Source organism: Pseudomonas fluorescens (assembly GCF_902497855.1).
GTDB classification, from domain to species: Bacteria; Pseudomonadota; Gammaproteobacteria; order Pseudomonadales; family Pseudomonadaceae; genus Aquipseudomonas; species Aquipseudomonas fluorescens_BI.
In genome coordinates this window covers 250676-273403 of the sequence record NZ_CABVHU010000012.1, presented here as the reverse complement: position 1 = coordinate 273403, position 22728 = coordinate 250676, and the positions used below count along the sequence as shown (strand labels likewise).

The following is a 22728-nucleotide window of genomic DNA, read 5'->3' as shown; positions in this document are numbered from 1 at the left end:
CCCGAATTTCTTGACGACCATAGAGCATTGGAACCACCTGATCCCATCCCGAACTCAGCAGTGAAACGATGCATCGCCGATGGTAGTGTGGGGTTTCCCCATGTGAGAGTAGGTCATCGTCAAGATTGAATTCCGAAACCCCTATCTGCGTATGCAGGTAGGGGTTTTGTTTTTGTCCGCCGCAAACTGGCGCGACGAAAGTGCAACCGGCCGACGACCTACATGGAAAGTCCCCCAGTGCTGTGCCTTAATCCAGAGGACCACTGAGGGAGGGATATAGATGCGACATAGAGGCGCCCAATTCTGGCTATGGACCAATAGAAGATTACCCCTCCACACCCATGAGGAAGTCCTCGACGATGGCGTGCAAATCGAGGTGCAGGCACGGATCAACCACGGAGGGATTACCCAGGTTTTCGTAGGCGTCTACGGCCCGAATGGCTGGGCGATCGGCGAGGAATTTTATGACCGGCGTGTCGGGGAACATTACTGCACGGCGTTGAAATGGGGCACCCAGCGGGCACGAGAAATTGTCGCGGGCACTCAAGGATTCGTAGCGCCACACCGGGTACAGTTGACCCTGAGTACGGTGATCACCGATGAGTCGGTATTGGCCTTGAGGCGCATGGAGATGACCGAGCGTGAACGTCTGAAGCTCAGGTCCGAGGATGCGTGGACGGAGTACCGTGCCGCCAAGACCGCCATGTTGGCCTTGATGCGCTTGACCAAGGTGGATCCCGGAATGTGGGCCGATCACAAGGAGCGACTCAGGCAGGCGATCGATAGACGCGCCTGTGTACAGCGCGCCTATCTCGATTGATGTTTTACCGCTGTGACTGGCGCAAGGTTTCGATGGTTTCGATCAGGTCATCGTAGGACACCGGCTTGCCGATATGCTGGTCAAAGCCTGATTGCCGTGACTTCTGAATGTCGCTGTGGGCGCCATAGCCGGTCAGTGCAATCGCCGGCACATCCTTGACCAGTGGCAACTGACGCAGGGCGCTCATCAACTCATGTCCGCTCATGACCGGCATGCCCAAGTCCGAAATGATCAGATCGAAACGGGTATTTCTGGCCGCGTCCAGAGCCGCCACCGGACGATCGAAGGCAATCACCTGGGCGTCCTCCATCTCCAGTAGCATTTTCAAGGTTTCCAGTACTTCGGCGGAGTCGTCTACCAAGAGGATCGTCAATCCGCTCAGGCGTCCCGAGGCGATTTCGAACGGGGGGACCGGTTGAATCGCACCATGGGTGAGTGCCAGTGGCAGGCACACCGTGAAGGTACACCCCGTTCCGACGCCCCCGGAACTCACCTCAACCGTTCCGCGTTGAGCCTCAGTCAACTGGCGAACGAGCGAAAGTCCGATGCCCAGACCTTCCCGGTGGTGGGTGGCGTGTTGCTGTTCGGCCTGACCAAAGAGGTCGAACACATGATCGAGGTTCTCGGGAGCAATGCCGGCACCATCGTCTTTGACATCCAGCCGGGCCATGTTCCCGACCTGGCTGGCGATTAACTGCACGCAGCCCTTGGGCGGGGTGAATTTCAGTGCATTGTTCACCAGGTTCCAGATGATCTGCTCCAGGCGAGTCGGGTCGGCCTGGACGAACAATGGGTCAGAGGGCACCCGCAGTTCGACCCTGAGATCGTGCTGTTCATTGAGGACGACGGTGTGGATGTCACGCAGCACACTGATCAGATCCACGGCGACCGGTTGCAGCTTGAGCTTGCCGGTACGAACCCGTGCGACATCCAGCAGGTCATCGATGATCCGTGCCTGGCTGTTGACGGCATCGCAGATGGTGTCGACCGCCTTGGCGGCCGGCGCCAGCGACTTGGTGACCGGCAGGCGACGTAGCAGCTCCGCGTTGAGCTGGATCAGGTTCAGCGGATGCTTGAGTTCGTGGGACATCACCGCAAAGAACTCATCCTTGAGGTAATTGGTGTTGCGGGTCTCGGCAAGCTGTTGGCTTTGCTCTTCGTGCTGGCGTTTGTGGCCGGTCAGGTCCCGGGCAATTTTCACATAGCCCTTGAGGTTCTCGCCCTTGAGCAGCGTCACCTCGCCGCTGCAGAAGAAGCGGCTGCCATCCTTGCGCAGGTGCCAGCGCTCATCTTCGCTGCGGCCATGGGTGCGCGCCGATAACAGCTCGTTTTCCGGCACGCCCGCCGCGCGATCCTCGGTGGCGAAAATGAAGTCGTAATACGCACCTTCGGCCTCGGCCTTGCTGTAGCCGAAGATCAACTCCGCGCCTTTGTTCCAGCTGGTGATGACGCCCTGCTCATCGAGGGTGATGATCGCGTAGTCGCGGGTACTTTCGGCGACCAGGCGCATGCGTTCTTCGCCCAGGCGCAGCTCTTCTTCGGCGGCGCGACGCTTGCTGATGTCGATGAAGGTCAGCACGGTGCCGTCGATGTGATCTTCGCTGGAGCGATAGGGCAGGAGGCGCGCGATGTACCAGCGATTGTCGTTGCTGCTGACTTCGCGCTCGATCATGTTCAACGATTCGAAAACCTGCGCTGCATCAGCGGTCAGGTCGTCGTAATGCAGGCGATGGGTAATGTCGAGCAACGAGCGACCGGTATCCACCGGCAACATGCTGAAGATGTCGGTGGCGCGCGGGGTGAACCACTTGATGCGCATGCTGCGGTCGACAAACACCGTGGCAATGTCAGTGGATGCGATCAGGTTGGTCAGGTAATCGTTGATCTTGTCGGTCTCTTCGACCTTGGTTTTCAGCTCGTAGTTGACGGTCAATAACTCTTCGTTGATCGACTGCAGTTCTTCCTTGCTGGTTTCCAACTCTTCGGTGGCCGAGCGCAGTTCTTCGTTGATCGCCTGCATTTCTTCGTTGGAAGCCTTGAGTTCTTCGCTGGAGACTTCCGATTGTTCGATGGTGTCTTGCAGGTGCAGTTTGGTGCGTTGCAGCTCGCGCTCCAGGTTGGACAGCACCTGGCTTTCGGTTTGCAGTACGGTGGTGGCCGCCAACTCCGAAGGGTCGACCTCCACCTCCTCGAAGATCACCAGCACGTAGTCGCCGTCCGATTCTTCGTCCTTGTAGGGATGGGCGACGAGATCAATCAGGTAGCTCCGGTCGTCGCGCTTGATCGGTACTTCGCGGGATTTGACCGGCTGGCCGCTCTGCTGCACCTGGAACAGGGTGGTGCGGATTTCCAGGCGCAATTGCGGAAGAATCAAGGTCAGCAAATTGCGCGACAGTTCACCGCCGACATGCCGCAGGAAACGCCCGGCACTTTCGCTCATGTGCAAGATGTCGGCATTGGCATCGACAATCATGCTCGGCGGCGCGGACTGTTCCAGGGCCCGTTGATGGATATCGGCGACAGAGAGTTTACGTGGCAGGCTGTTTTGCGGCACCTGCCGGGAAGCACTGGTTCGCACGTAGCCACCCCGGGGCATGGTCGGGGTCCGACGGCTATTGGCCGTGCCGGTTTTGGCGCGGAAGATCCGGTTACGTTTGTCTACCGGCGCGAACAATTCATGGCACGCGTCCGCGCTCTCGGATGAACCGAGAAACAGAAAGCCGCCCGGACGCAGGGCAAAGTGGAACATCTGCAGGATTTCGCGCTGCACTTCGCGATCCAGATAGATCAGCAGGTTGCGGCAAACGATCAGGTCGATTTGCGAGAAGGGCGGATCGGACAACAGGCTGTGTTTGGCGAACAACACCTTTTCGCGGATTTCCTTGCGAATTCGGTAGTGGTCGTTTTCCTTGGCGAAGTAATGCCGCAATCGTGTCGGCGGTATGTCGGTAATGATCGCTTGCGGGTACAGCCCGGCCCGACCGACGCTGATGGCGCGCTCGTCGATGTCGGTGGCGAACAGCTGGAACGAGGCCGCGCTTCTGTCCAGTTGCAGCTGATCGTTCAGCAGCATCGCCAGGCTATAGGCTTCCTCGCCCGTGGAGCAGCCAGCGGACCAGACCCGGATCTCTTCTTTCTCGGGTTGCGCCGAGACCGCGGCGCTGACCAGTTGCGGCACCACATCCCGTTCCAGCGCTTCGAAGGCTTCACGGTCGCGGAAGAAGTTGGTCACGCCGATCAGCATGTCGCCCAGCAGTGCCTTGGTTTCCTCGGGGTTGTTTTGCAGAAAACGGTAGTAGCCGGCCAGGTCCGGTTGGGCTGTCACCTGCATCCGGCGTTCGATCCGGCGCAATACGGTGGCGCGCTTGTAGTGTTTGAAATCATGGCCGGTGCCGGTGCGCAACTGGATCAGAATGTCATGCAACAATTGTTCGGCCACCACGGCTTCGCGTTCGGAGATGGCGGCAATGGTTTGTATTTCGGGATCATTGGCGGTAGGCAAGCTGATTTCCTGAGCATTACGCCACAACTCCAGCAACTTTTGCGGCATCTCGACCACGGGCAACACCAGGTCCACCAGGCGAGTGTCGATGGCCGCACGGGGCATGCTGTCGTACTCGGCGTCTTCCGGGGCCTGGGCGAGGGTGACGCCCCCCTGTTCCTTGATCCGGGACAAACCGACAGCACCGTCCGAACCGGAACCGGACAGCACCAGACAGAAAGCACGCTCCCGGTGCACGTCGGCCAGGTCGCGAAAAAACAGATCGATGGACGCGTGGCGCCCTTGACCCGAGTCGCAGGCGCGGACTTCAAGAACCCCGTCATTCATCGCCAGCCGTTGCGCCGGCGAAATGACGTACACCCGGTTTTTCTCTATGGGCACCGTTTCTGTGACCTGCAGCACCGGCATCTGGGTCCATTCCTGGATGATCTTGTCGGCGATGCTCTGGTGGTCGGGGGATAGATGGAGAATGATCACGAACGCCATGCCGTTGTCCTGGGGCATGTTTTCGAAAAACAGTTTGATGGCTTGCAGCCCGCCAGCCGACGCGCCAATGCCCACCACCGGAAAATCCAGGGTGCTGGGGCTCAAGGCCTTTGGCTCGGAAACGGTGTCCGAGCGGCTGGGAGTAGTGGTCATGACTTCGGCCTTTTGCAGCGATGGAAAGCGTCTTGAGGTCAAGCGATGGGCAGCGCACTTCAATGAGTCAGGATAATCCCGTTTTTCGATAACGCCTTCAAATATTTAGCTGCCTCGGGCGGCGGCTGTTTAGCCGCTATCTACCTGAATGCACACCCCCCTGTAGGAGCTGGCTTGCCAGCGAAGGCGTTCTGACATCCAGCGAAGATGTCGACTGAACCACCGCTTTCGCCGGCAAGCCGGCTCCTACAGTGGGGTGTTGTTATTGCTGGTGAAGTATTTGTATATCGATGCTTGAAATTCCGAACACGCGGAGCCTATTTTGTACGGGTCGCCGTTAGCGGCTCGCACAATAACAAGGATTGCGTCATGACGACCGATGGCCAGCGTTCACTCGCGCAGCGATTGACGGGCATTGATGAGATTGAATGTGTCACGCCGGACTTGAATGGCGTACCCCGTGGCAAGGTAATGACCGCCGAAGGTTTTCTCGAAGGGCGACGTTTGCAGATGGCGCGCGGGGTGCTGCTGCAATGCATCATGGGCGGATATCCGCCAGCGCGTTTCTACGGCAGCGATGACAGCGACCTGGCGTTGGTTCCCGATCCTGCGCAGATCCACCGGTTACCCTGGAGCAAGCAACCGCGCGCTTTTGCCATTTGTGATGCGGATGAGTTGACCGGCGAGAGCTCGAATCTGTCGACACGCGGCCAGCTCAAGGCCGTCATCGCGCGTTACGCCGCCTTGGGCCTGGCGCCGGTGGTGGCGACCGAGCTGGAATTTTTTGTCTTCGCGCCCAGCCCCGACCCGACTCGACCCTTCCAGCCACCGGTAGGCCTGGACGGTCGTCGCGAGGACGGTCATTCGGCCTTCAGCGTCAGTTCCAACAATGGCTTGCGGCCGTTCTTCAGTGAAGTCTATGAATGCATGGCGGCCTTGGGCTTGCCGCGCGATACCTTCATGCACGAGATGGGCGTCAGCCAATTCGAGATCAACCTGTTGCACGGCGATCCGTTGCTGCTGGCCGACCAGACATTGCTGTTCAAACATCTGCTCAAGGAAGTCGCGCTCAAGCATGGCTTGACCGTGGTCTGCATGGCCAAGCCGCTGGCGCACACGCCGGGCAGTTCGATGCACATTCACCAGAGCATCGTCGAGATCGGCACCGGGCGTAACGTGTTCAGCGACGAGGCAGGAGAGCCGACCGCGATCTTCCGTCATTTCATCGGCGGCCAGCAGGCGGGCATGGCGGACTTCACTGCGTTGTTCGCGCCTAACGTGAACTCCTATCAGCGTTTGTGCCATCCGTTCGCCTCACCGAACAATGCCTGCTGGTCCCACGACAACCGCGCGGCCGGTTTGCGCATTCCGGCCAGTTCGCCGGTCGCCCGTCGGGTCGAGAACCGTTTGCCGGGGGCTGACGCCAATCCGTATCTGGCGATTGCCGCGAGCCTGGCGGCGGGGTTATATGGCATCGTAAATCGACTGGAGCCGAGCGAGGCGATTCAGGGCGAATTCGAGGTGCCGGATAATCTTTCATTGCCCTGTACCTTGCATGCCGCTCTCGAGCGTCTGAAACGTAGTCAATTGGCGAAGGAACTGTTTGGCGAGGAGTTCATCGAAGGTTACATCGCTTCGAAGACCCTGGAGTTGACCAGCTTCCTTGATGAAATTACTCCCTGGGAGCGGCGTGTTTTAGCGGCCCAGGCCTGACGATCCGTCGACACCGGGCTATCTTTTCGGATAGTCCGTAACTCACTGCAAGGAGCCGCTCGGAACGCCGATGCGCCAAATCTGGAAACCCTTTCGAGCGCTTTATTTTGCCTCGCTGATGATGTTGATCGGCTCGGGCTTGCTGAGTACCTACCTGGCCTTGCGCCTGGCTGCCGATCATGTCGACAGCCTGTGGGTCGGTGCGTTGATGGCGGCCAACTATTTCGGCCTGGTGCTGGGTGGCAAGATCGGCCATCGGCTGATTGCCCGGGTCGGACACATTCGAGCCTATTCGGCCTGTGCCGGGATCGTCGGTGCGGCGGTGCTGGGCCATGGCCTGGTGGACTGGTTGCCCGCGTGGCTGTTTCTGCGGGTCATCGTCGGCCTCGGCATGATGTGCCAGTACATGGTCATCGAAAGCTGGCTCAACGAGCAGGCGGAAGCCAAGCAACGGGGCATCGTGTTCAGCGGCTACATGATCGCGTCATACCTGGGGCTGGTGTTGGGCCAGCTGATTCTGGTCATGCACCCGGGGTTGGGTCTGGAACTGTTGATGCTGGTCGCCCTGTGCTTCGCGCTGTGCCTGGTACCGGTAGCCCTGACCCAGCGGATCCACCCGGCGGCGTTGCACCCGGCGCCGATGGAGCCGAGGTTCTTCATCAAACGCGTGCCGCAATCGTTGAGCACGGTGCTGGGAGCGGGGTTGATCGTCGGTTCGTTCTACGGTCTGGCGCCGCTGTACGCCTCGCAGCAAGGCTTGTCCACGGAGCAGGTCGGTTTGTTCATGGGTAGCTGCATTTTCGCCGGCCTGCTGGTGCAATGGCCGTTGGGTTGGCTGTCCGATCGTTATGACCGGGCGCTGTTGATCCGTTGTTTTGCCTTCAGCCTGGCACTGGCTGCATTGCCGCTGGCGATCATGAAGCAGGTGCCGCTGGAGGTGTTGTTCATCGCCGGTTTCCTCTGCTCGTTGGTGCAATTCTGCCTGTACCCGTTGGCGGTGGCGTTCTCCAATGACCATGTCGAGGGTGACCGTCGAGTCTCCCTGACGGCGATGTTGCTGGTGACCTATGGCGTCGGCGCCAGTATCGGGCCGTTGGTGGCGGGGGTGCTGATGAAACTGTTCGGCAGCCAGATGCTGTACGCCTTCTTCAGTTTCTTCGCGTTGGTGCTGGTCTGGCGGATTCGCCCGAAAGCGGTCACCAATCTGCACCAGGTGGACGATGCACCGCTGCATCACGTCGCCATGCCGGACAGTATGTCGAGTTCACCGCTGGTGGCTTGCCTTGACCCACGGGTCGATGAGCAGGTGGTGCAGGAGCAGATGCAGAATCCGGTCGAACCCGAGCCGGACCCCGAGCCTGAGCCTGAGCGTGAACCGGTGACCGAAACCGATTCGTCCGCGGATGACGAAGACCTGGGCCGTGAGCAAAGCTTTACCGAGGCCAGGCCTTAACTTCGGGCACAAAAAAAACGGGCAGTCACCGCAAGGGGCTGCCCGTTTTTTATTGGAGCGTTGTATCAGAAGTCGTCTTTGTCGAAGCGCCGCGCTTCGCGCTGGAGCTGATAGACGAACCGCTCGACCTGACGCTGCACCAATCCGCTCATGTTGTGAAAGCGTACGCCGGCGAAGGTGGTGGAGATTCTTTCTTCGAAATGCAGGTACCGCAGTTCGACCGGTGCCGTCATTTTGCCAAAGGGCAGGGCGGCGGCGAAGCGATCGTAAACCTGGCCCAGCTGCAGGCTGCTGCTGATATCGCCTTCGAAGCGCAACTTGCAACCGGTGGCGGAAATGTCCAGCAATTTGCCGCAGATCGGCCTCCTGAGCTTTTCACCGTCCAGATTGACGTCGACCAGTTGCGCCAGCTTCAACGCGGCGCGAAAGGCATTGCGGCGCTGGTGATAGACCACTTGTTCGGGCAGTGGGCCGCGGTAGCAGCGAGTATCGCCGGACTCATCGATGGTCAGTGGGCCGTTGCTGTCCCAGGCAATGCGCACGCCGTCGTGAAAGCCTTCGACCTTGAACGATTCGCCGGCCAGCAGGAAGCGCTCGCCATCGCGGGGAATCATTTCGTCCAGAGTGATCGTTTTACGTTCACGGTCGATGTCCACCAGATAGCTCTGGAAGCGCTGGCTGCGCTCGTGGAACGTGATGATCAGCGGGTCATGGCTGTCTTGCAGCTGGCGCAGGTTGCCGGAGATCTCCAGAGGCGTGGTAAGCACCTTGGGTGGCTGCGGAGCATCTCCCGCGTTTAAGGCATTGGACACGGTTCATCAATCTCCGGACAAAATATGACTGCGGCTGGCTAGTATTTTGCCAGCATGTTTCGCGTCTAGATAGAGCGTGCTCGGCAGCAGGCTTACGCCTGACTGAGCGGGCGCGGCTTCACAAGCGTGGAGAAGGATCCGCTGGCGTTGTAGAGCGCTGGCGGCTCGCCGCCGGTGAGGATTTTCAGCTGGGTGGCCGTGGCGGCCTGCTGCCTCATGATCGACTGGCCATTGTTGAGGTTGGCGGCCTGGCATTGGCCCAGGAGGTCGGTCAGCACCTCGCTTTGTGCCAGCAACTGTTCACCCACGCTCGATTGGCTGGCCAGTTGCTCAAGGCCCTGGCGATTGGTGGGCAGGTTGAGACTGGCGAGGATTTCACTGCGCTTGCGGCCATGCTGTTCGAGCAGAACGATCAATGCCTGTTTCTGCGCCAGTATGTCTTCGAGCAACGGCATGTCGCGACCGTGCAAGGCGATGGATTCGGTTTGCAGTAGCTGCAGCAAATGTTGTGCGGGAGCAAAGTCGTCAGTGATCAATTGCAGAAGATGGGTGTCGTGCATGGCTGGCCTTGGGTGTTAAGCGTCCAAAAGCCTGGCGCGGGCCGTGGCCTAGCGCTGGGCTTCGAAGTTGAGCAGTTTGCTGGCGACACGGTTGCTGTCGACTTTGTAGCTGCCATCGGCAATCGCTGCTTTCAACTCGGCCACTCGGGCTTTGTCGACGGCAGGCTGATCGCGCAGCGTGTCAGTGACCTTCTGCAACTGTTGAGCCTCATTGCTGATGTGTACCGATTCCCCGCTTTTGACGGTACTGGCCTGTTCGGCCGGGATACTCGACGGCGCGGGCTTGCTGGCGTCGGCGGTTTCCCTGGCAGCACTGGCACGGGTACTGGCCGTTGGTGGCGAGGGACTGTTCAATCGGTTGAAATCGATGACCATGATAAAAAACCTCTGGGTATTTGGACGCTTGCCATGTTTTCGGCCATACCCGGGAAAACTTTAGGCCCATTTCTCAATGAGCTTGCGCGCGCCAGCGCTGGCCCTGCATGAAGCACAGTTTAGGGAACAGTCGAGTGGCGCGCCACATTTTCACCCACCCGGAGCCCACCCGCAGGGCACCTTACATGGCCACTTCCACCTGGCCAGGCGCGATGACTTGCGCCTTGATGACCCGTTGGGAGTTGAGGTTTTTCACTCGAATCTGTTCCCGCATGCCGCCGTTGGACAGTGCCTCACCCGGCATGCGCACACTGAGCGTACCACTGCGGGCGGTAATCACCACCTGGTCGCCCTTGCTGATGACTTCGGCCTGTTCCAGATGCACCAGGGTAATGACCTGGTCAGCGACCATGGGGCGGGTCAGTTTCTGCCCGATCGCCTGGTCGGTCGAGGTCAGGTAACCCTGATTGATCAGACTGATGTCTCGCTCACGCAAGGTCACGTCCTCGGGCTCGACAATACTCGCGCGGCGCAGGGGGCGGGTGGTGGTCACGATGTCGCGAAACAGGCGGACTTGAGCGGGCACGAAGACTGTCCAGGGGGAGGCGCCCTCGCAGCGAACCTTGACCGTGACCCGGCCCAGCGGCCTGGCCGGACTCTCGAGGGTGGCTGTCAATTCCTTGTCGCACATCGGCATGCGCAGTCGCGGGTCGAGCGGGTTGACCTGGATCTCGTAACGGCCTTGCGTCTGGCTGCTCGCCAGATAGTCTTCCACGGTGAATTCAAGAAAGCCCTGAGTGACGCCGATAAGCATGTCAGGCAAGGTAACCGTGTCAGCAATGGCAGGGCTGCCGGCGTTGAACAGGCACACGGCCGCCAGCACGCTGCACCATCGGTGGCAGTTGGAGGTCAGGCGTCGGAAAAATGTCGGGTCTGGGTTCATAAGGGTTAAAAAGCAAGCGCCGTGCCGTTTAGTGATGAATGCGCGTCGCAACACACTTAGCGTTGGTGTAGGGAGTCTGGGCATGGCTGGTGTAATGGATTCGGTAAACCAGCGCACGCAACTGGTGGGGCAGAATCGCCTTGAGCTGTTGTTGTTCCGTCTCGACGGCCAGCAGCTGTATGGGATCAACGTATTCAAGGTTCGTGAGGTGCTGCAATGCCCCAAGCTGACCCTGATGCCCAAGTCCAATCCTGTCGTGTGCGGTGTGGCGAGTATTCGTGGGGCGACTATTCCGATTCTCGACCTGGCGATGGCGACCGGTTCCGGTCGGTTGCGTGATCAAAGCAATCCCTTCGTGATCATTACGGAGTACAACACCAAGACCCAGGGGTTCCTGGTGCGCTCGGTGGAACGCATCGTCAACATGAACTGGGAGGAGATCCATCCGCCGCCCAAGGGCACGGGACGCGATCATTACCTGACGGCGGTGACCCGGGTCGACAATCAGCTGGTTGAAATCATCGACGTCGAGAAGGTGCTGGCGGAAGTGGCGCCGACCCCGGAAGCGATTTCCGTCGGTGTGGTGGACGTCGATACCCGGCAAAAGGCGTTGTCCTTGCGCGTGTTGACAGTCGACGACTCGTCGGTGGCGCGCAAGCAGGTTTCGCGGTGCCTGCAAGCGGTCGGTGTCGAAGTGGTGGCGTTGAACGATGGCCGGCAGGCGCTGGATTACCTGCGCAAGTTGGTCGAGGAGGGCAAGAAGCCGGAAGAAGAGTTCCTGATGATGATTTCCGACATCGAGATGCCGGAAATGGACGGGTACACCCTGACGGCCGAGATCCGCAACGACCCGCGCATGCAAAAGCTGCATATCATCCTGCATACTTCGTTGTCGGGTGTGTTCAATCAGGCGATGGTCAAAAAAGTCGGTGCCGATGACTTCCTGGCCAAATTCCGCCCTGATGACCTGGCATCCCGGGTAGTCGACCGGATCAAAGCAGCAGACATCAGCTAGAGGCCTTCTGTCCCTGGCGGTCAACACGATTTAAGAGGCGGTATCTTTTTGTCTACGGGTAATTTGGATTTCGAACAGTTCCGGGTCTTCCTGGAAAAAGCCTGTGGCATTTTGCTCGGTGAAAACAAGCAGTACCTGGTCGCGAGCCGTCTCAACAAACTGATGGAACAGCAAGGCATCAAGTCCCTGGGTGAGCTGGTCCAGCGCATACAGACCCAGCCACGCAGCGGTTTGCGCGAAAGGGTAGTGGATGCCATGACCACCAACGAAACCCTGTGGTTTCGTGACACCTATCCGTTTGAAGTGTTGAAGAACAAGGTGCTGCCCGAAGCGATCAAGGCCGCCCCTGGCCAGCGTCTGCGGATCTGGTCGGCGGCGTGCTCGTCGGGTCAGGAACCCTATTCGCTGTCGATGTCGATCGATGAGTTCGAGCGGGTCAACATGGGTCAGTTGAAGATGGGGGTGCAGATCGTTGCCACCGACCTGTCCAGCACCATGCTGGCCAACTGCAAGAGCGGCGAGTACGACAGCCTGGCCATCGGTCGCGGGCTGTCGCCTGAGCGCCTGCAGCGTTATTTCGACCCCAAGGGACCGGGGCGCTGGGCCATCAAGGCGCCGATCAAGAGCCGGGTGGAGTTCCGCTCGTTCAACCTGCTGGACAGTTATGCAAGCCTGGGCAAGTTCGACATCGTGTTCTGCCGCAACGTGCTGATCTACTTCTCCGCCGAGATGAAGAAAGACATCCTGTTGCGGATTCACGGCACGTTGAAACGCGGCGGTTACCTGTTCCTCGGCGCTTCTGAAGCGCTGAACGGTTTGCCGGATCATTACCAGATGGTTCAGTGCAGTCCGGGGATTATTTACCAGGCGAAGTGATTGACTGGCAGCATCAAAAAACGGGAGTCCTCAGCGGCTCCCTTTTTTATGCCCGATGATTTCCCGCCGACACCACGCCCCCTGTAGGAGCCGGCTTGCCGGCGAAGGCGTCCGTCCAGTCGACAAACAGGTTGGCTGAACCACCGCCTTCGCCGGCAAGCCGGCTCCTACAGGGACGTGGTGGCGTTTCGCAAATCGGTGTTAAGCGGCAGAGCGGCAGCCAGCGGAAACCGGTTGCCGCTTTTCTGGCATTGCCGGCTTGCCCCTGCCCGCAAAGTCCCGGTTTACGGGCTTTTTTGAATTGGCACGACGCTTGCCTTTGCAGAAGTCATCCTACGAAAAATCAGGTCACCCGAAGGTTTCCCGACATGAGCATCAGCTTCGATAGTTACCTGTTCCTCGGCGCTTCTGAAGCGCTCAACGGTTTGCCGGATCATTACCAGATGGTTCAGTGCAGTCCGGGGATTATTTACCAGGCGAAGTGATTGACTGGCAGCATCAAAAAACGGGAGTCCTCAGCGGCTCCCGTTTTTTATGCCTGAGGATTTCCCGCCGACACGCGTCCCCTGTAGGAGCCGGCTTGCCGGCGAAGGCGTCCGTCCAGTCGACAAACAGGTTGGCTGACCCACCGCCTTCGCCGGCAAGCCGGCTCCTACAGGGACGTGGTGGCGTTTCGCAAATCGGTGTTAAGCGGCAGAAAAGCGGCAGACAGCGGAAACCGGTTGCCGCTTTTCTGGCATTGCCGGCTTGCCCTTGCCCGCAAAGTCCCGGTTTACGGGCTTTTTTGAATTGGCACGACGCTTGCTTTTGCAGAAGTCATCCTACGAAAAATCAGGTCACCCGAAGGTTTCCCGACATGAGCATCAGCTTCGATAAAGCGCTCGGTATCCACGAACAGGCCCTGGGCTTTCGCGCCAAGCGCGCCGAAGTCCTGGCCAACAACATCGCCAACGCCGACACCCCGAACTATAAGGCTCGGGACCTGGACTTCTCGGCAGTGCTCGCCGCGCAGCACGAGAAGACCAAGGGCGGCTCTTTCGTCTTGAACATGACCAACAACCGGCATATCGAAGCTGAAGGCCTGGGCAATAGCGACGACTCGCTGCTGTATCGCACGCCGATGCAAGCCTCGATCGACCAGAACACCGTGGATGCCCAGCTTGAGCAATCGGCCTACGCGGAAAACTCGGTCAACTTCCAGGCCAGCTTCACCTTGCTCAACAGCAAATTCAAAGGGCTGATCTCAGCCCTTCGTGGAGAATGATTCATGTCCCTCGCCAGCGTTTTCAACATTGCCGGTAGCGGCATGAGTGCCCAGACCACTCGCTTGAACACCGTCGCCAGTAACATCGCCAACGCCGAGACCGTCTCGTCGAGCATCGACCAGACCTACCGCGCGCGTCACCCGGTGTTCGCCACCATGTTCCAGGGTGCCCAGAGTGGCGGCGGCGATTCGCTGTTCCAGAATCAGGACGCCGCCGGCCAGGGTGTGCAAGTGCTGGGCGTGGTCGAAGACCAGAGCAACCTGGATGCACGATACGAGCCGAACCATCCGGCGGCTGACGCCAAGGGCTACGTCTATTACCCCAACGTCAACGTGGTGGAAGAAATGGCCGACATGATTTCCGCGAGCCGTTCGTTCCAGACCAACGCCGAAATGATGAACACCGCCAAGACCATGATGCAGAAGGTCCTGACCCTCGGTCAGTGATAGGGACGACTCAGATGAGTGTGATTGATACCAGTGGCTTGAACCTCAACGACATCCTGGCCAACTCCTCGATCAAGACCAATGCCAGTACCGACGGCCTGGCGTCGGCAACGGACAGCGCCACCGGCAAAAAAGCCCTGGGCAAGGATGCATTCCTGCAGTTGCTGGTCACCCAGCTGAAAAACCAGAACCCGCTGGAGCCGCAGGACAACGGCGAGTTCGTCGCTCAGTTGGCGCAGTTCAGCAGCCTGGAGGGGATCACCTCGCTTAACGACACGGTGACGGGCCTCGCCAGCAACTACAACTCGTCCCAGGCCTTGCAGGCTTCGTCGCTGGTGGGGCGTTCGGTGATTGCGCCGGGCGACAAAGCCGTGGTCGACACGTCGAAGAGTATGACCGGCACGGTGGTGATCCCGGACTCAGTGGCCGGTGCCACCTTGAAAATCAGCGACAAGGACGGCAAAGCCGTTCGCACCATCGACCTGGGCAGTCAGTCGGCCGGCGACGCCAGCTTCATCTGGGACGGCAAGGACGATGCAGGCAAAACGGTTGAGTCAGGTACTTATACGTTCGCCGCTGCGACCACCATCGATGATCAGGCCGTGGCGCTGATCACCTATCTGCCGGCGACCGTCAACAGCGTGACCATCAGCCAGACCGGCGGTGAGTTGATGCTCAACCTGGCCGGGCTGGGCAGCATCGCCCTGTCCAAAGTACAAACCATTGGTATGTAGAGCCGACTAACACGGCACAAAGGAGTGGAATATGTCTTTCAATATCGGCCTTAGCGGTCTCTATGCAGCCAACAAACAACTGGACGTGACCGGCAACAACATCGCCAACGTCGCGACCACCGGTTTCAAATCGTCCCGTGCCGAATTCCAGGACGTTTACTCGGCAAGCAAGCTGGGTACCGGCAGCAAGGCCGTCGGTAGCGGGGTGCGCCTGGCCAACGTTGCCCAGCAGTTCACCCAGGGCGACATCAACAACACCGGTAACGTGCTGGACATGGGCATCAACGGCTCCGGCTTCTTCGTGCTGAATGACAGCGGTTCGCTGTCCTACACCCGTGCCGGTACGTTCAAGGTCGACAAGGAAGGTTACGTCACCAACACCGACGGCTCTGCGCGTCTGCAGGGCTACGGTGTGGATGCCAACGGCAAGATTCAGAACGGTGTGTTGACCGACTTGCGCATCGACACGTCCAACCTGGCGCCGAAGACCACCACCACCGTGTCGTCGACGATCAACCTGAACTCCACGGCTGACGTGATCGATCAGTCGATTGCCGCCAACAAGTTCGATCCGTCCAAGCAGGCCACCTTCACCAAGCAATTCAGTACCCCGATTTTCGACAGCCAGGGTAACCAGCACGTCATGGATCAATACATGGTCAAGACTGGCGCTAATGAATGGGACATCTACACCCTGATCGATGGCCGCAACCCTGCGGATGGCGACCCCGCCAAGCCTGTTACCCCTGCGATCCCTTCGACCATGAATTTCGATGCAAGCGGCAAGCTGCTTTCGATTACCACTCCGCCAGCGACTACCGGCAACGATCTGAAGATCACCGGCTGGACTCCGGGCACGGTGACCAATGGCGTGTGGGCACCCAACGGTGCTGACGACAACCCGGACGGCTTGACCATCTCCATGGGCAACACGACGCAGTTCAATGCCGATACCGCGCGTTCGATTCCTGCGCAGGACGGTTACGCCACCGGCCAGATCACCAGCCTGAGCATCGACGGTAGCGGGGTATTGCTGGCTAACTTCAGCAACTACCAGACCAAGGCTATCGGTCAGATTTCGCTCGCCAGCTTCACCAATGAACAAGGTTTGCAGCCTATTGGCGGCTCCAGCTGGAAAGAATCCTATGCGTCGGGCATTCCCGGCTTTGATGCGCCGCAAAGCGGTACCCTGGGGATGATCGAATCCAACTCTCTGGAAGAGTCCAACGTCAACCTGACCAACGAACTGGTCGACTTGATCAAGGGGCAGAGCAACTACCAGGCGAACGCCAAGACCATCTCCACCCAGAGCACCATCATGCAGACCATTATTCAGATGGCGTGATGCGGGTTGGTTGATAATTTGGCACCAAGAGCCCCTCGTGAGAGGGGCTTTTTTATGCGTGTAGGAGCGAGCTTGCTCGCGATGAACTTGAGAGCAACACGTTTAACCAGGGTGAACGCGTTATCGTTTACGTCCATCGTCGGAACGCCGCCCGGAGCAAGCTCGCTCCTACGGAAGCAGGTACAGGCAAAAGAAAACCCCCGACAAGCCAGAGGCTCATCGGGGGTTTCAGGTAACTGCCTTTCGGCGGATTACCGGCTCAGCTTATTGGCAAGCTTCGCAATCCGGCTCGTCGATGGCGCACGCCTTCGGCACTGGAGCAGGGCCGGCTGGTGCTGCCAGGACCGAATCTTCACCGTGGTTGCCGCCGCTGGAAACCGCGTTCAGCTTACCGGTGTTGATGGTCGACTTCTCGGTGCTGGTCGCGGCCAGGGCACGGAGGTAGTAAGTGGTTTTCAGGCCACGGTACCAGGCCATGCGGTAGGTCACGTCCAGCTTCTTGCCCGAGGCGCCAGCGATGTACAGGTTCAGCGATTGAGCCTGGTCGATCCACTTCTGACGACGGCTTGCCGCGTCAACGATCCACTTGGTGTCCACTTCGAACGCCGTCGCGTAGAGCTCTTTGAGTTCTTGCGGGATGCGCTCGATCTGTTGCACCGAACCGTCGTAGTACTTCAGGTCGTTGATCATGACCGAATCCCACAGACCGCGAGCCTTCAGATCGCGAACCAGGTACGGGTTGATCACGGTGAATTCGCCCGACAGGTTCGATTTCACATAGAGGTTCTGGTAGGTCGGTTCGATCGACTGCGAGACGCCGGTGATGTTGGCGATGGTGGCAGTCGGTGCGATGGCCATGATGTTGGAGTTGCGAATGCCTTTCTGCACGCGGGCACGAACCGGCGCCCAGTCCAGGGATTCCTTCAGGTCGACATCGATGTACTGCTGGCCACGTTGTTCGATCAGGATCTGTTGCGAATCCAGCGGCAGGATGCCCTTGGACCACAGCGAACCCTGGAACGTCTCGTAGGCGCCGCGCTCGTCGGCCAGGTCGCAGGACGCCTGGATCGCGTAGTAGCTGACCGCTTCCATCGACTTGTCGGCGAAATCGACGGCAGCGTCGGAACCGTAAGGAATGTGCTGCAGGTACAAAGCGTCCTGGAAGCCCATGATGCCCAGGCCGACCGGACGGTGCTTGAAGTTGGAGTTCTTCGCTTGCGGCACCGAGTAGTAGTTGATGTCGATCACGTTATCGAGCATGCGCACGGCGGTGTTCACGGTGCGTTCCAGCTTGGCGGTGTCCAGCTTGCCGTTGACGATGTGGTTCGGCAGGTTGATCGAGCCCAGGTTGCAAACGGCGATCTCGTCCTTGTTGGTGTTCAAGGTGATCTCGGTGCACAGGTTCGAGCTGTGGACCACGCCCACGTGCTGCTGCGGGCTGCGCAGGTTGCACGGGTCTTTGAAGGTCAGCCATGGGTGGCCGGTTTCAAACAGCATGGACAGCATCTTGCGCCACAGGTCTTTGGCCTGGATGGTCTTGAACAGCTTGATCTTGCCCGGGTACTGGGACAAGGCTTCGTAGTACTCGTAGCGCTCTTCGAAGGCCTTGCCGGTCAGGTCGTGCAGGTCCGGTACTTCGGATGGCGAGAACAGGGTCCACTGACCGTCGTCGAAGACACGCTTCATGAACAGGTCGGGGATCCAGTTGGCGGTGTTCATGTCGTGGGTACGACGACGGTCATCACCGGTGTTCTTGCGCAGTTCGATGAACTCTTCAATGTCCATGTGCCAGGTTTCCAGGTAGGCACAGACAGCGCCTTTGCGCTTGCCACCCTGGTTGACGGCGACGGCGGTGTCGTTCACCACTTTCAGGAAGGGTACGACGCCCTGGGACTTGCCGTTGGTGCCCTTGATGTACGAACCCAGCGCACGCACCGGGGTCCAGTCGTTGCCCAGGCCGCCGGCGAATTTCGACAACATGGCGTTGTCGTGGATCGCGTGGTAGATGCCCGACAGGTCATCCGGCACGGTGGTCAGGTAGCAGCTCGACAGCTGTGGACGCAGGGTGCCGGCGTTGAACAGGGTCGGGGTCGAGGACATGTAGTCGAAGGACGACAACAGGTTGTAGAACTCGATCGCACGGTCTTCCTTGTTCTTCTCTTCGATCGCCAGGCCCATGGCCACGCGCATGAAGAAGATCTGCGGCAGTTCGAAGCGGATACCGTCCTTGTGGATGAAGTAACGGTCGTACAGGGTTTGCAGGCCCAGGTACGTGAACTGCTGGTCGCGTTCGTGGTTGATCGCCTTGCCGAGTTTTTCCAGGTCGAAGGTGGCCAGGACCGGGTTCAGCAATTCGAATTGGATACCCTTGGCGACATACGCAGGCAAGGCCTTGGCGTACAGGTCGACCATTTCGTGGTGGGTCGCGCTTTCGGCCACTTCGAGGAAGTTCAGGCCTTCGGCACGCAGGGTGTCCATCAACAGGCGAGCGGTCACGAAGGAGTAGTTCGGTTCGCGTTCAACCAGCGTACGGGCGGTCATCACCAGGGCGGTGTTGACGTCGGTCAGGGCCACGCCGTCGTACAGGTTCTTCAGGGTTTCGCGCTGGATCAGGTCGCCGTCGACTTCTTCCAGGCCTTCGCACGCTTCGGTGACGATGGTGTTCAGGCGACCCATGTCCAGCGGTGCAAAGGTGCCATCGGCGCGGGTGATGCGGATCGACGGGTGAGCGTCCACCGCGGCCTCGGCCGGTGCGTGGGCGGCGCGTTCTTTCGAGCGGCCGTCACGGTAGATCACGTAGTCGCGAGCCACTTTCTGCTCGCCGGCACGCATCAGGGCCAGTTCGACCTGGTCCTGGATTTCTTCGATGTGGATGGTGCCGCCCGACGGCATGCGACGCTTGAAGGTCGCGGTGACCTGTTCGGTCAGGCGGGCAACGGTGTCGTGGATTCGCGACGAAGCGGCAGCGGTGCCGCCCTCAACTGCGAGGAACGCTTTGGTGATGGCGACGGTAATCTTGTCATCGGTGTAAGGAACGACAGTGCCGTTACGCTTGATCACGCGCAGTTGACCCGGCGCGGTCGCGGACAGATCCGAAGTCGAATCAGCGGCCTGCGGCAAGGTACCCTGCGGGTTCTCGCGAGTTGTGTCGGTTTGCATGGGGGGTTGTCTCCACATTCTCTATGTTTGTTTGGGCACTATCACGGTGCCCACCGTTCCGTCCTGAAGCACTACAACCGGCCAGGAGCCGGGCATACCAACTTCGGGACAGATCAGGAAGGGGCTACAGGGCGCCGCTTCCATGCCGAAGTCTGTTGGTCCCAGGCCTTGAGCCTGGAACCGGGATCCTTTTGAGTGACAGTAACTGACTGCAACACCCGTACCGTTGTCGCCGTTTTCGGCTCTAGAACAGTAGCCATCCGCATGCGCGGTTTGGTCTTTCAAAAATACGTTTGGTTCAACCGGACAGAGGCAATAAAAGCGCTTGAAATCCGTGTCTGGTTTGTGTTTGGTTTTTGATGCAAAACCCTACATGTAGGGTTTTTTTCGCGCAGGGGTACAAGATAATGCGTTTTGGGGGGTGTTGCAACGTACTACCTGTGGATAAACCTGTGCGTAAATTGTGTGTGAAAGTTGGAGCGTGCGTGCAGGCCGCGACTCTACTGGAGCGGACCGTTTTTCACGGGTTTTCAATGTTTGAAAACGGCCAGTTGGATTTTTAAGGGCGCGAACCCTACCACAAAAAACCGGCTTGGCCGAACGCATTTGCCAGCTTGTGTTCTCGGCGAGTGGCGTTTATACAATCGGCCACTGCATACGCATTCTTATCCCCCAGGTCATGACAAAAAGACGGGCGGATCCTTCCTTATTTCGTTTTGTTGGCAAGCAGAGGTCACCGTGGAGCAAGAAGCCTGGCAGGTGTTGATTGTGGAGGACGACCAGCGTCTGGCCGAATTGACCCGCGAATACCTCGAGGCCAACGGCCTGCGTGTGTCGATCGAGGGCAATGGCGCCCTGGCCGCGGCCCGCATCATCAATGAGCAGCCGGACCTGGTGATCCTCGACCTGATGCTGCCGGGCGAGGATGGCCTGAGCATCTGCCGCAAGGTCCGCGAGCGCTTTGATGGCCCGATCCTGATGCTCACGGCTCGAAGCGACGACACCGATCAGATTCTGGGCCTGGACCTGGGGGCCGACGATTATGTCTGCAAACCGGTTCGTCCTCGGTTGCTGCTGGCACGCATCCAGGCCTTGCTGCGGCGCAGTGAAGTACCCGAAGCCACCCCGGAAAAGCTTCGGCGCCTGCAATTCGGTCCGCTGGTGGTGGACAACGCCTTGCGCGAAGCCTGGCTCAATGACAACGGCATCGAGCTGACCAGCGCCGAGTTCGACCTGCTCTGGCTGCTGGTGGCCAATGCCGGGCGCATTCTGTCCCGGGAAGAAATATTCACCGCGTTGCGTGGCATTGGCTACGACGGCCAGGATCGCTCCATTGACGTGCGCATCTCGCGCATTCGCCCGAAGATTGGCGACGATCCGGAGCATCCGCGGCTGATCAAGACCATCCGCAGCAAAGGCTATTTGTTCGTGCCAGAGGCCTGCACCCTGTGAATTCGATCTTCCTGCGCATCTACGGTGGCATGTGCGCGGCGTTGATTCTGGTGGCGGTACTGGGCGTACTGGCCTTGCACATGCTCAACCAGGTGCGCGGCGAGCAATACCGCGAACGCCTGGCCCACGGCACGTTTGCGCTGATGGCCGACAATCTGCAACCGATGAACCCGACGGAGCGCCACCGAACCCTGTTGGTGTGGGAGCGGCTGCTCGGGATTCCCCTGGCATTGAAGACCTTCGCCCAGACTGACCTCGACCTCACGCAGCGCACCCGCGTACTGCGCGGTCAGGCGCTGGTGGAGCAGACCGGTCCGCATGCGGCGAAGGTTTACCGCCTGGTGAGTGACAAGGAGCAGTTGCTACTGACGGGCGAAGTGCAGCAGATCAGCGAGCAATTGGCGCGTGCGACTATCTACCTGCTGGCGGATGAACTGGTGCGCGTCCCGGTGGCCGAGCAGCCCAGGCGCCTGGCGCAATTAAAGGAAGAGAAGGGCTTCGGCTTTGACCTGCAGCTGGTCACGGCCGACCAGGCCGATATGGACGAAGACCAGAGCCGCCGGGTGGCCGAAGGCGATACGGTGATGGCCCTGGGCAAGGGCGGCGACTCGATCCGGGTGTTTGCCGGCATGGTTGGCACGCCCTGGGTCCTGGAGATCGGTCCGCTGTACCAGATGAATCCTTACCCGCCGGAGTGGCTGGTGCTGATCGCGGCCCTCGGTTTGAGCCTGATCGGTTTGATCGTCTATTTATTGGTGCGTCAGCTGGAGCGCCGCTTGCGTGGCCTGGAAGCCGCAGCCACGCGCATCGCCAAGGGCAGCCTGGAAACCCGGGTGCCGGCACGCGGAGCGGACTCGGTAGGGCGCCTGGCTTCGGCGTTCAACGGCATGGCCGAGCACCTGCAGCAGCTGTTGGCGATTCAGCGCGAACTGGTACGCGCGGTATCCCATGAGTTGCGCACACCGGTGGCACGCCTGCGTTTTGGCCTGGAGATGATCGGCTCGGCCACTACCCCGCAAGCGCTGGAGAAATACCGCGAGGGCATGGACCATGACATCGAGGATCTTGATCGGCTGGTGGACGAGATGCTGACTTATGCGCGGCTGGAGCAGGGCTCGCCGGCGCTGAACTTCCAGCGCATCGATCTGGATGCCTTGGTCAATCAGGTGATCGAGGAGCTGGCGCCGCTGCGAGCGGAGGTCACGGTGCGGCGCGGCCTGTGCCTGTCGGCCGCCGATTGCGACGACGCCTGGGTCGAGGCCGAGCCACGCTACCTGCACCGGGCGTTGCAAAATCTGGTGAGCAACGCCATGCGCCACGCTCAATCGCGGGTGACGGTCAGCTATCAAGTGGGTCAGCAGCGCTGTCGGGTGGATGTCGAGGATGACGGGCCGGGCGTGCCGGAATCTTCGTGGGAGAAGATCTTCACCCCGTTCCTGCGCCTGGATGACAGCCGCACCCGTGCCTCGGGCGGGCATGGGTTGGGGTTGTCCATCGTGCGACGGATCATCCATTGGCATGGTGGCCGGGCGTTGATCAGCAAGAGCAAGAGCCTGGGTGGGGCGTGTTTCAGTTTGAGTTGGCCGAGGAATCAGGAGACGCGTTGAGATCCTGGTTGT

17 protein-coding genes, 1 rRNA gene and 1 pseudogene are annotated in these 22728 nt (G+C 59.6%); 13 read left to right on the top strand and 6 right to left on the bottom strand.

Annotated features, from left to right (window positions below; translation table 11 throughout):
* Positions 1-9: 9 nt before the first annotated feature.
* Positions 10-125 (top strand): 5S ribosomal RNA (gene rrf, locus F8N96_RS23720).
* Between the two features lie 155 nt (positions 126-280).
* Entirely contained in the window at positions 281-820 is a 540-nt protein-coding gene (locus F8N96_RS23715; RefSeq protein WP_150799878.1) for a hypothetical protein, read from the top strand.
* A 4-nt stretch (positions 821-824) separates the two neighbouring features.
* On the opposite strand, the gene F8N96_RS23710 is transcribed toward F8N96_RS23715, so the two are convergent.
* Complete coding sequence (locus tag F8N96_RS23710; RefSeq protein ID WP_150799877.1) at positions 825-4961, bottom strand: CheR family methyltransferase; 4137 nt, start codon at positions 4959-4961, stop codon at positions 825-827.
* Between the two features lie 471 nt (positions 4962-5432).
* On the opposite strand from F8N96_RS23710, the gene F8N96_RS23705 reads away from it, so the two are divergent.
* Both F8N96_RS23705 and F8N96_RS23700 read left to right on the top strand, forming a co-directional pair.
* On the top strand, positions 5433-6674 hold the full coding sequence (locus F8N96_RS23705; protein ID WP_191635385.1) for a glutamine synthetase family protein: 1242 nt from the start codon (positions 5433-5435) through the stop codon (positions 6672-6674).
* A 70-nt stretch (positions 6675-6744) separates the two neighbouring features.
* Positions 6745-8127, top strand: a complete 1383-nt coding sequence (locus F8N96_RS23700) for an MFS transporter (RefSeq protein ID WP_150799875.1) — start codon at positions 6745-6747, stop codon at positions 8125-8127.
* Between the two features lie 65 nt (positions 8128-8192).
* Here F8N96_RS23700 and F8N96_RS23695 read toward each other — a convergent pair whose 3' ends face one another.
* The 4 genes from F8N96_RS23695 to flgA all read right to left on the bottom strand — a co-directional run bounded on the left by F8N96_RS23695 (position 8193) and on the right by flgA (position 10817).
* A complete protein-coding gene (locus F8N96_RS23695; protein ID WP_150799874.1) occupies positions 8193-8939 on the bottom strand; it encodes a flagellar brake protein in 747 nt (248 codons plus the stop codon).
* Between the two features lie 92 nt (positions 8940-9031).
* Complete coding sequence (locus F8N96_RS23690) at positions 9032-9499, bottom strand: flagella synthesis protein FlgN (RefSeq protein WP_150799873.1); 468 nt, start codon at positions 9497-9499, stop codon at positions 9032-9034.
* 48 nt (positions 9500-9547) lie between these two features.
* Positions 9548-9874: a flagellar biosynthesis anti-sigma factor FlgM gene (gene flgM / locus F8N96_RS23685; protein WP_150799872.1), complete on the bottom strand. Its 327-nt coding sequence runs from the start codon at positions 9872-9874 to the stop codon at positions 9548-9550.
* A gap of 181 nt (positions 9875-10055) precedes the next feature.
* A complete protein-coding gene (gene flgA, locus F8N96_RS23680; RefSeq protein ID WP_150799871.1) occupies positions 10056-10817 on the bottom strand; it encodes a flagellar basal body P-ring formation chaperone FlgA in 762 nt (253 codons plus the stop codon).
* An 82-nt stretch (positions 10818-10899) separates the two neighbouring features.
* Here flgA and F8N96_RS23675 point away from each other — a divergent pair, with 82 nt between their 5' ends.
* The 7 genes and pseudogenes from F8N96_RS23675 to flgE all read left to right on the top strand — a co-directional run bounded on the left by F8N96_RS23675 (position 10900) and on the right by flgE (position 16498).
* A complete protein-coding gene (locus F8N96_RS23675) occupies positions 10900-11832 on the top strand; it encodes a chemotaxis protein CheV (protein ID WP_150799870.1) in 933 nt (310 codons plus the stop codon).
* A gap of 48 nt (positions 11833-11880) precedes the next feature.
* The gene (cheR, locus tag F8N96_RS23670; RefSeq protein WP_150799869.1) at positions 11881-12708 is read left to right on the top strand and encodes a protein-glutamate O-methyltransferase CheR; all 828 of its coding nucleotides are present in this window, start codon (positions 11881-11883) and stop codon (positions 12706-12708) included.
* Between the two features lie 389 nt (positions 12709-13097).
* Positions 13098-13193 (top strand): annotated as a pseudogene (locus F8N96_RS23665) (chemotaxis protein); the annotation flags it as partial.
* 371 nt (positions 13194-13564) lie between these two features.
* Complete coding sequence (gene flgB / locus F8N96_RS23660; RefSeq protein ID WP_150799868.1) at positions 13565-13972, top strand: flagellar basal body rod protein FlgB; 408 nt, start codon at positions 13565-13567, stop codon at positions 13970-13972.
* A gap of 3 nt (positions 13973-13975) precedes the next feature.
* A complete protein-coding gene (gene flgC / locus F8N96_RS23655) occupies positions 13976-14419 on the top strand; it encodes a flagellar basal body rod protein FlgC (protein ID WP_150765768.1) in 444 nt (147 codons plus the stop codon).
* Positions 14420-14433: 14 nt separating this feature from the next.
* Positions 14434-15153 carry a flagellar hook assembly protein FlgD gene (flgD, locus tag F8N96_RS23650; protein ID WP_150799867.1) on the top strand — a complete coding sequence of 240 codons (720 nt, stop codon included), beginning with the start codon at positions 14434-14436 and terminating at the stop codon, positions 15151-15153.
* Between the two features lie 31 nt (positions 15154-15184).
* Positions 15185-16498, top strand: a complete 1314-nt coding sequence (gene flgE, locus F8N96_RS23645; RefSeq protein WP_150799866.1) for a flagellar hook protein FlgE — start codon at positions 15185-15187, stop codon at positions 16496-16498.
* Positions 16499-16762: 264 nt separating this feature from the next.
* Here the strand turns inward: flgE and F8N96_RS23640 are convergent, their stop codons facing one another.
* A complete protein-coding gene (locus F8N96_RS23640; protein ID WP_150799865.1) occupies positions 16763-19657 on the bottom strand; it encodes a ribonucleoside-diphosphate reductase subunit alpha in 2895 nt (964 codons plus the stop codon).
* Between the two features lie 738 nt (positions 19658-20395).
* Here F8N96_RS23640 and F8N96_RS23635 point away from each other — a divergent pair.
* The gene (locus F8N96_RS23635) at positions 20396-21109 is read left to right on the top strand and encodes a response regulator (RefSeq protein WP_150799864.1); all 714 of its coding nucleotides are present in this window, start codon (positions 20396-20398) and stop codon (positions 21107-21109) included.
* A complete protein-coding gene (locus tag F8N96_RS23630; protein WP_150799863.1) occupies positions 21106-22716 on the top strand; it encodes an ATP-binding protein in 1611 nt (536 codons plus the stop codon). Before F8N96_RS23635 ends, F8N96_RS23630 begins: the two co-directional genes overlap by 4 nt.
* Positions 22717-22728: the final 12 nt, after the last annotated feature.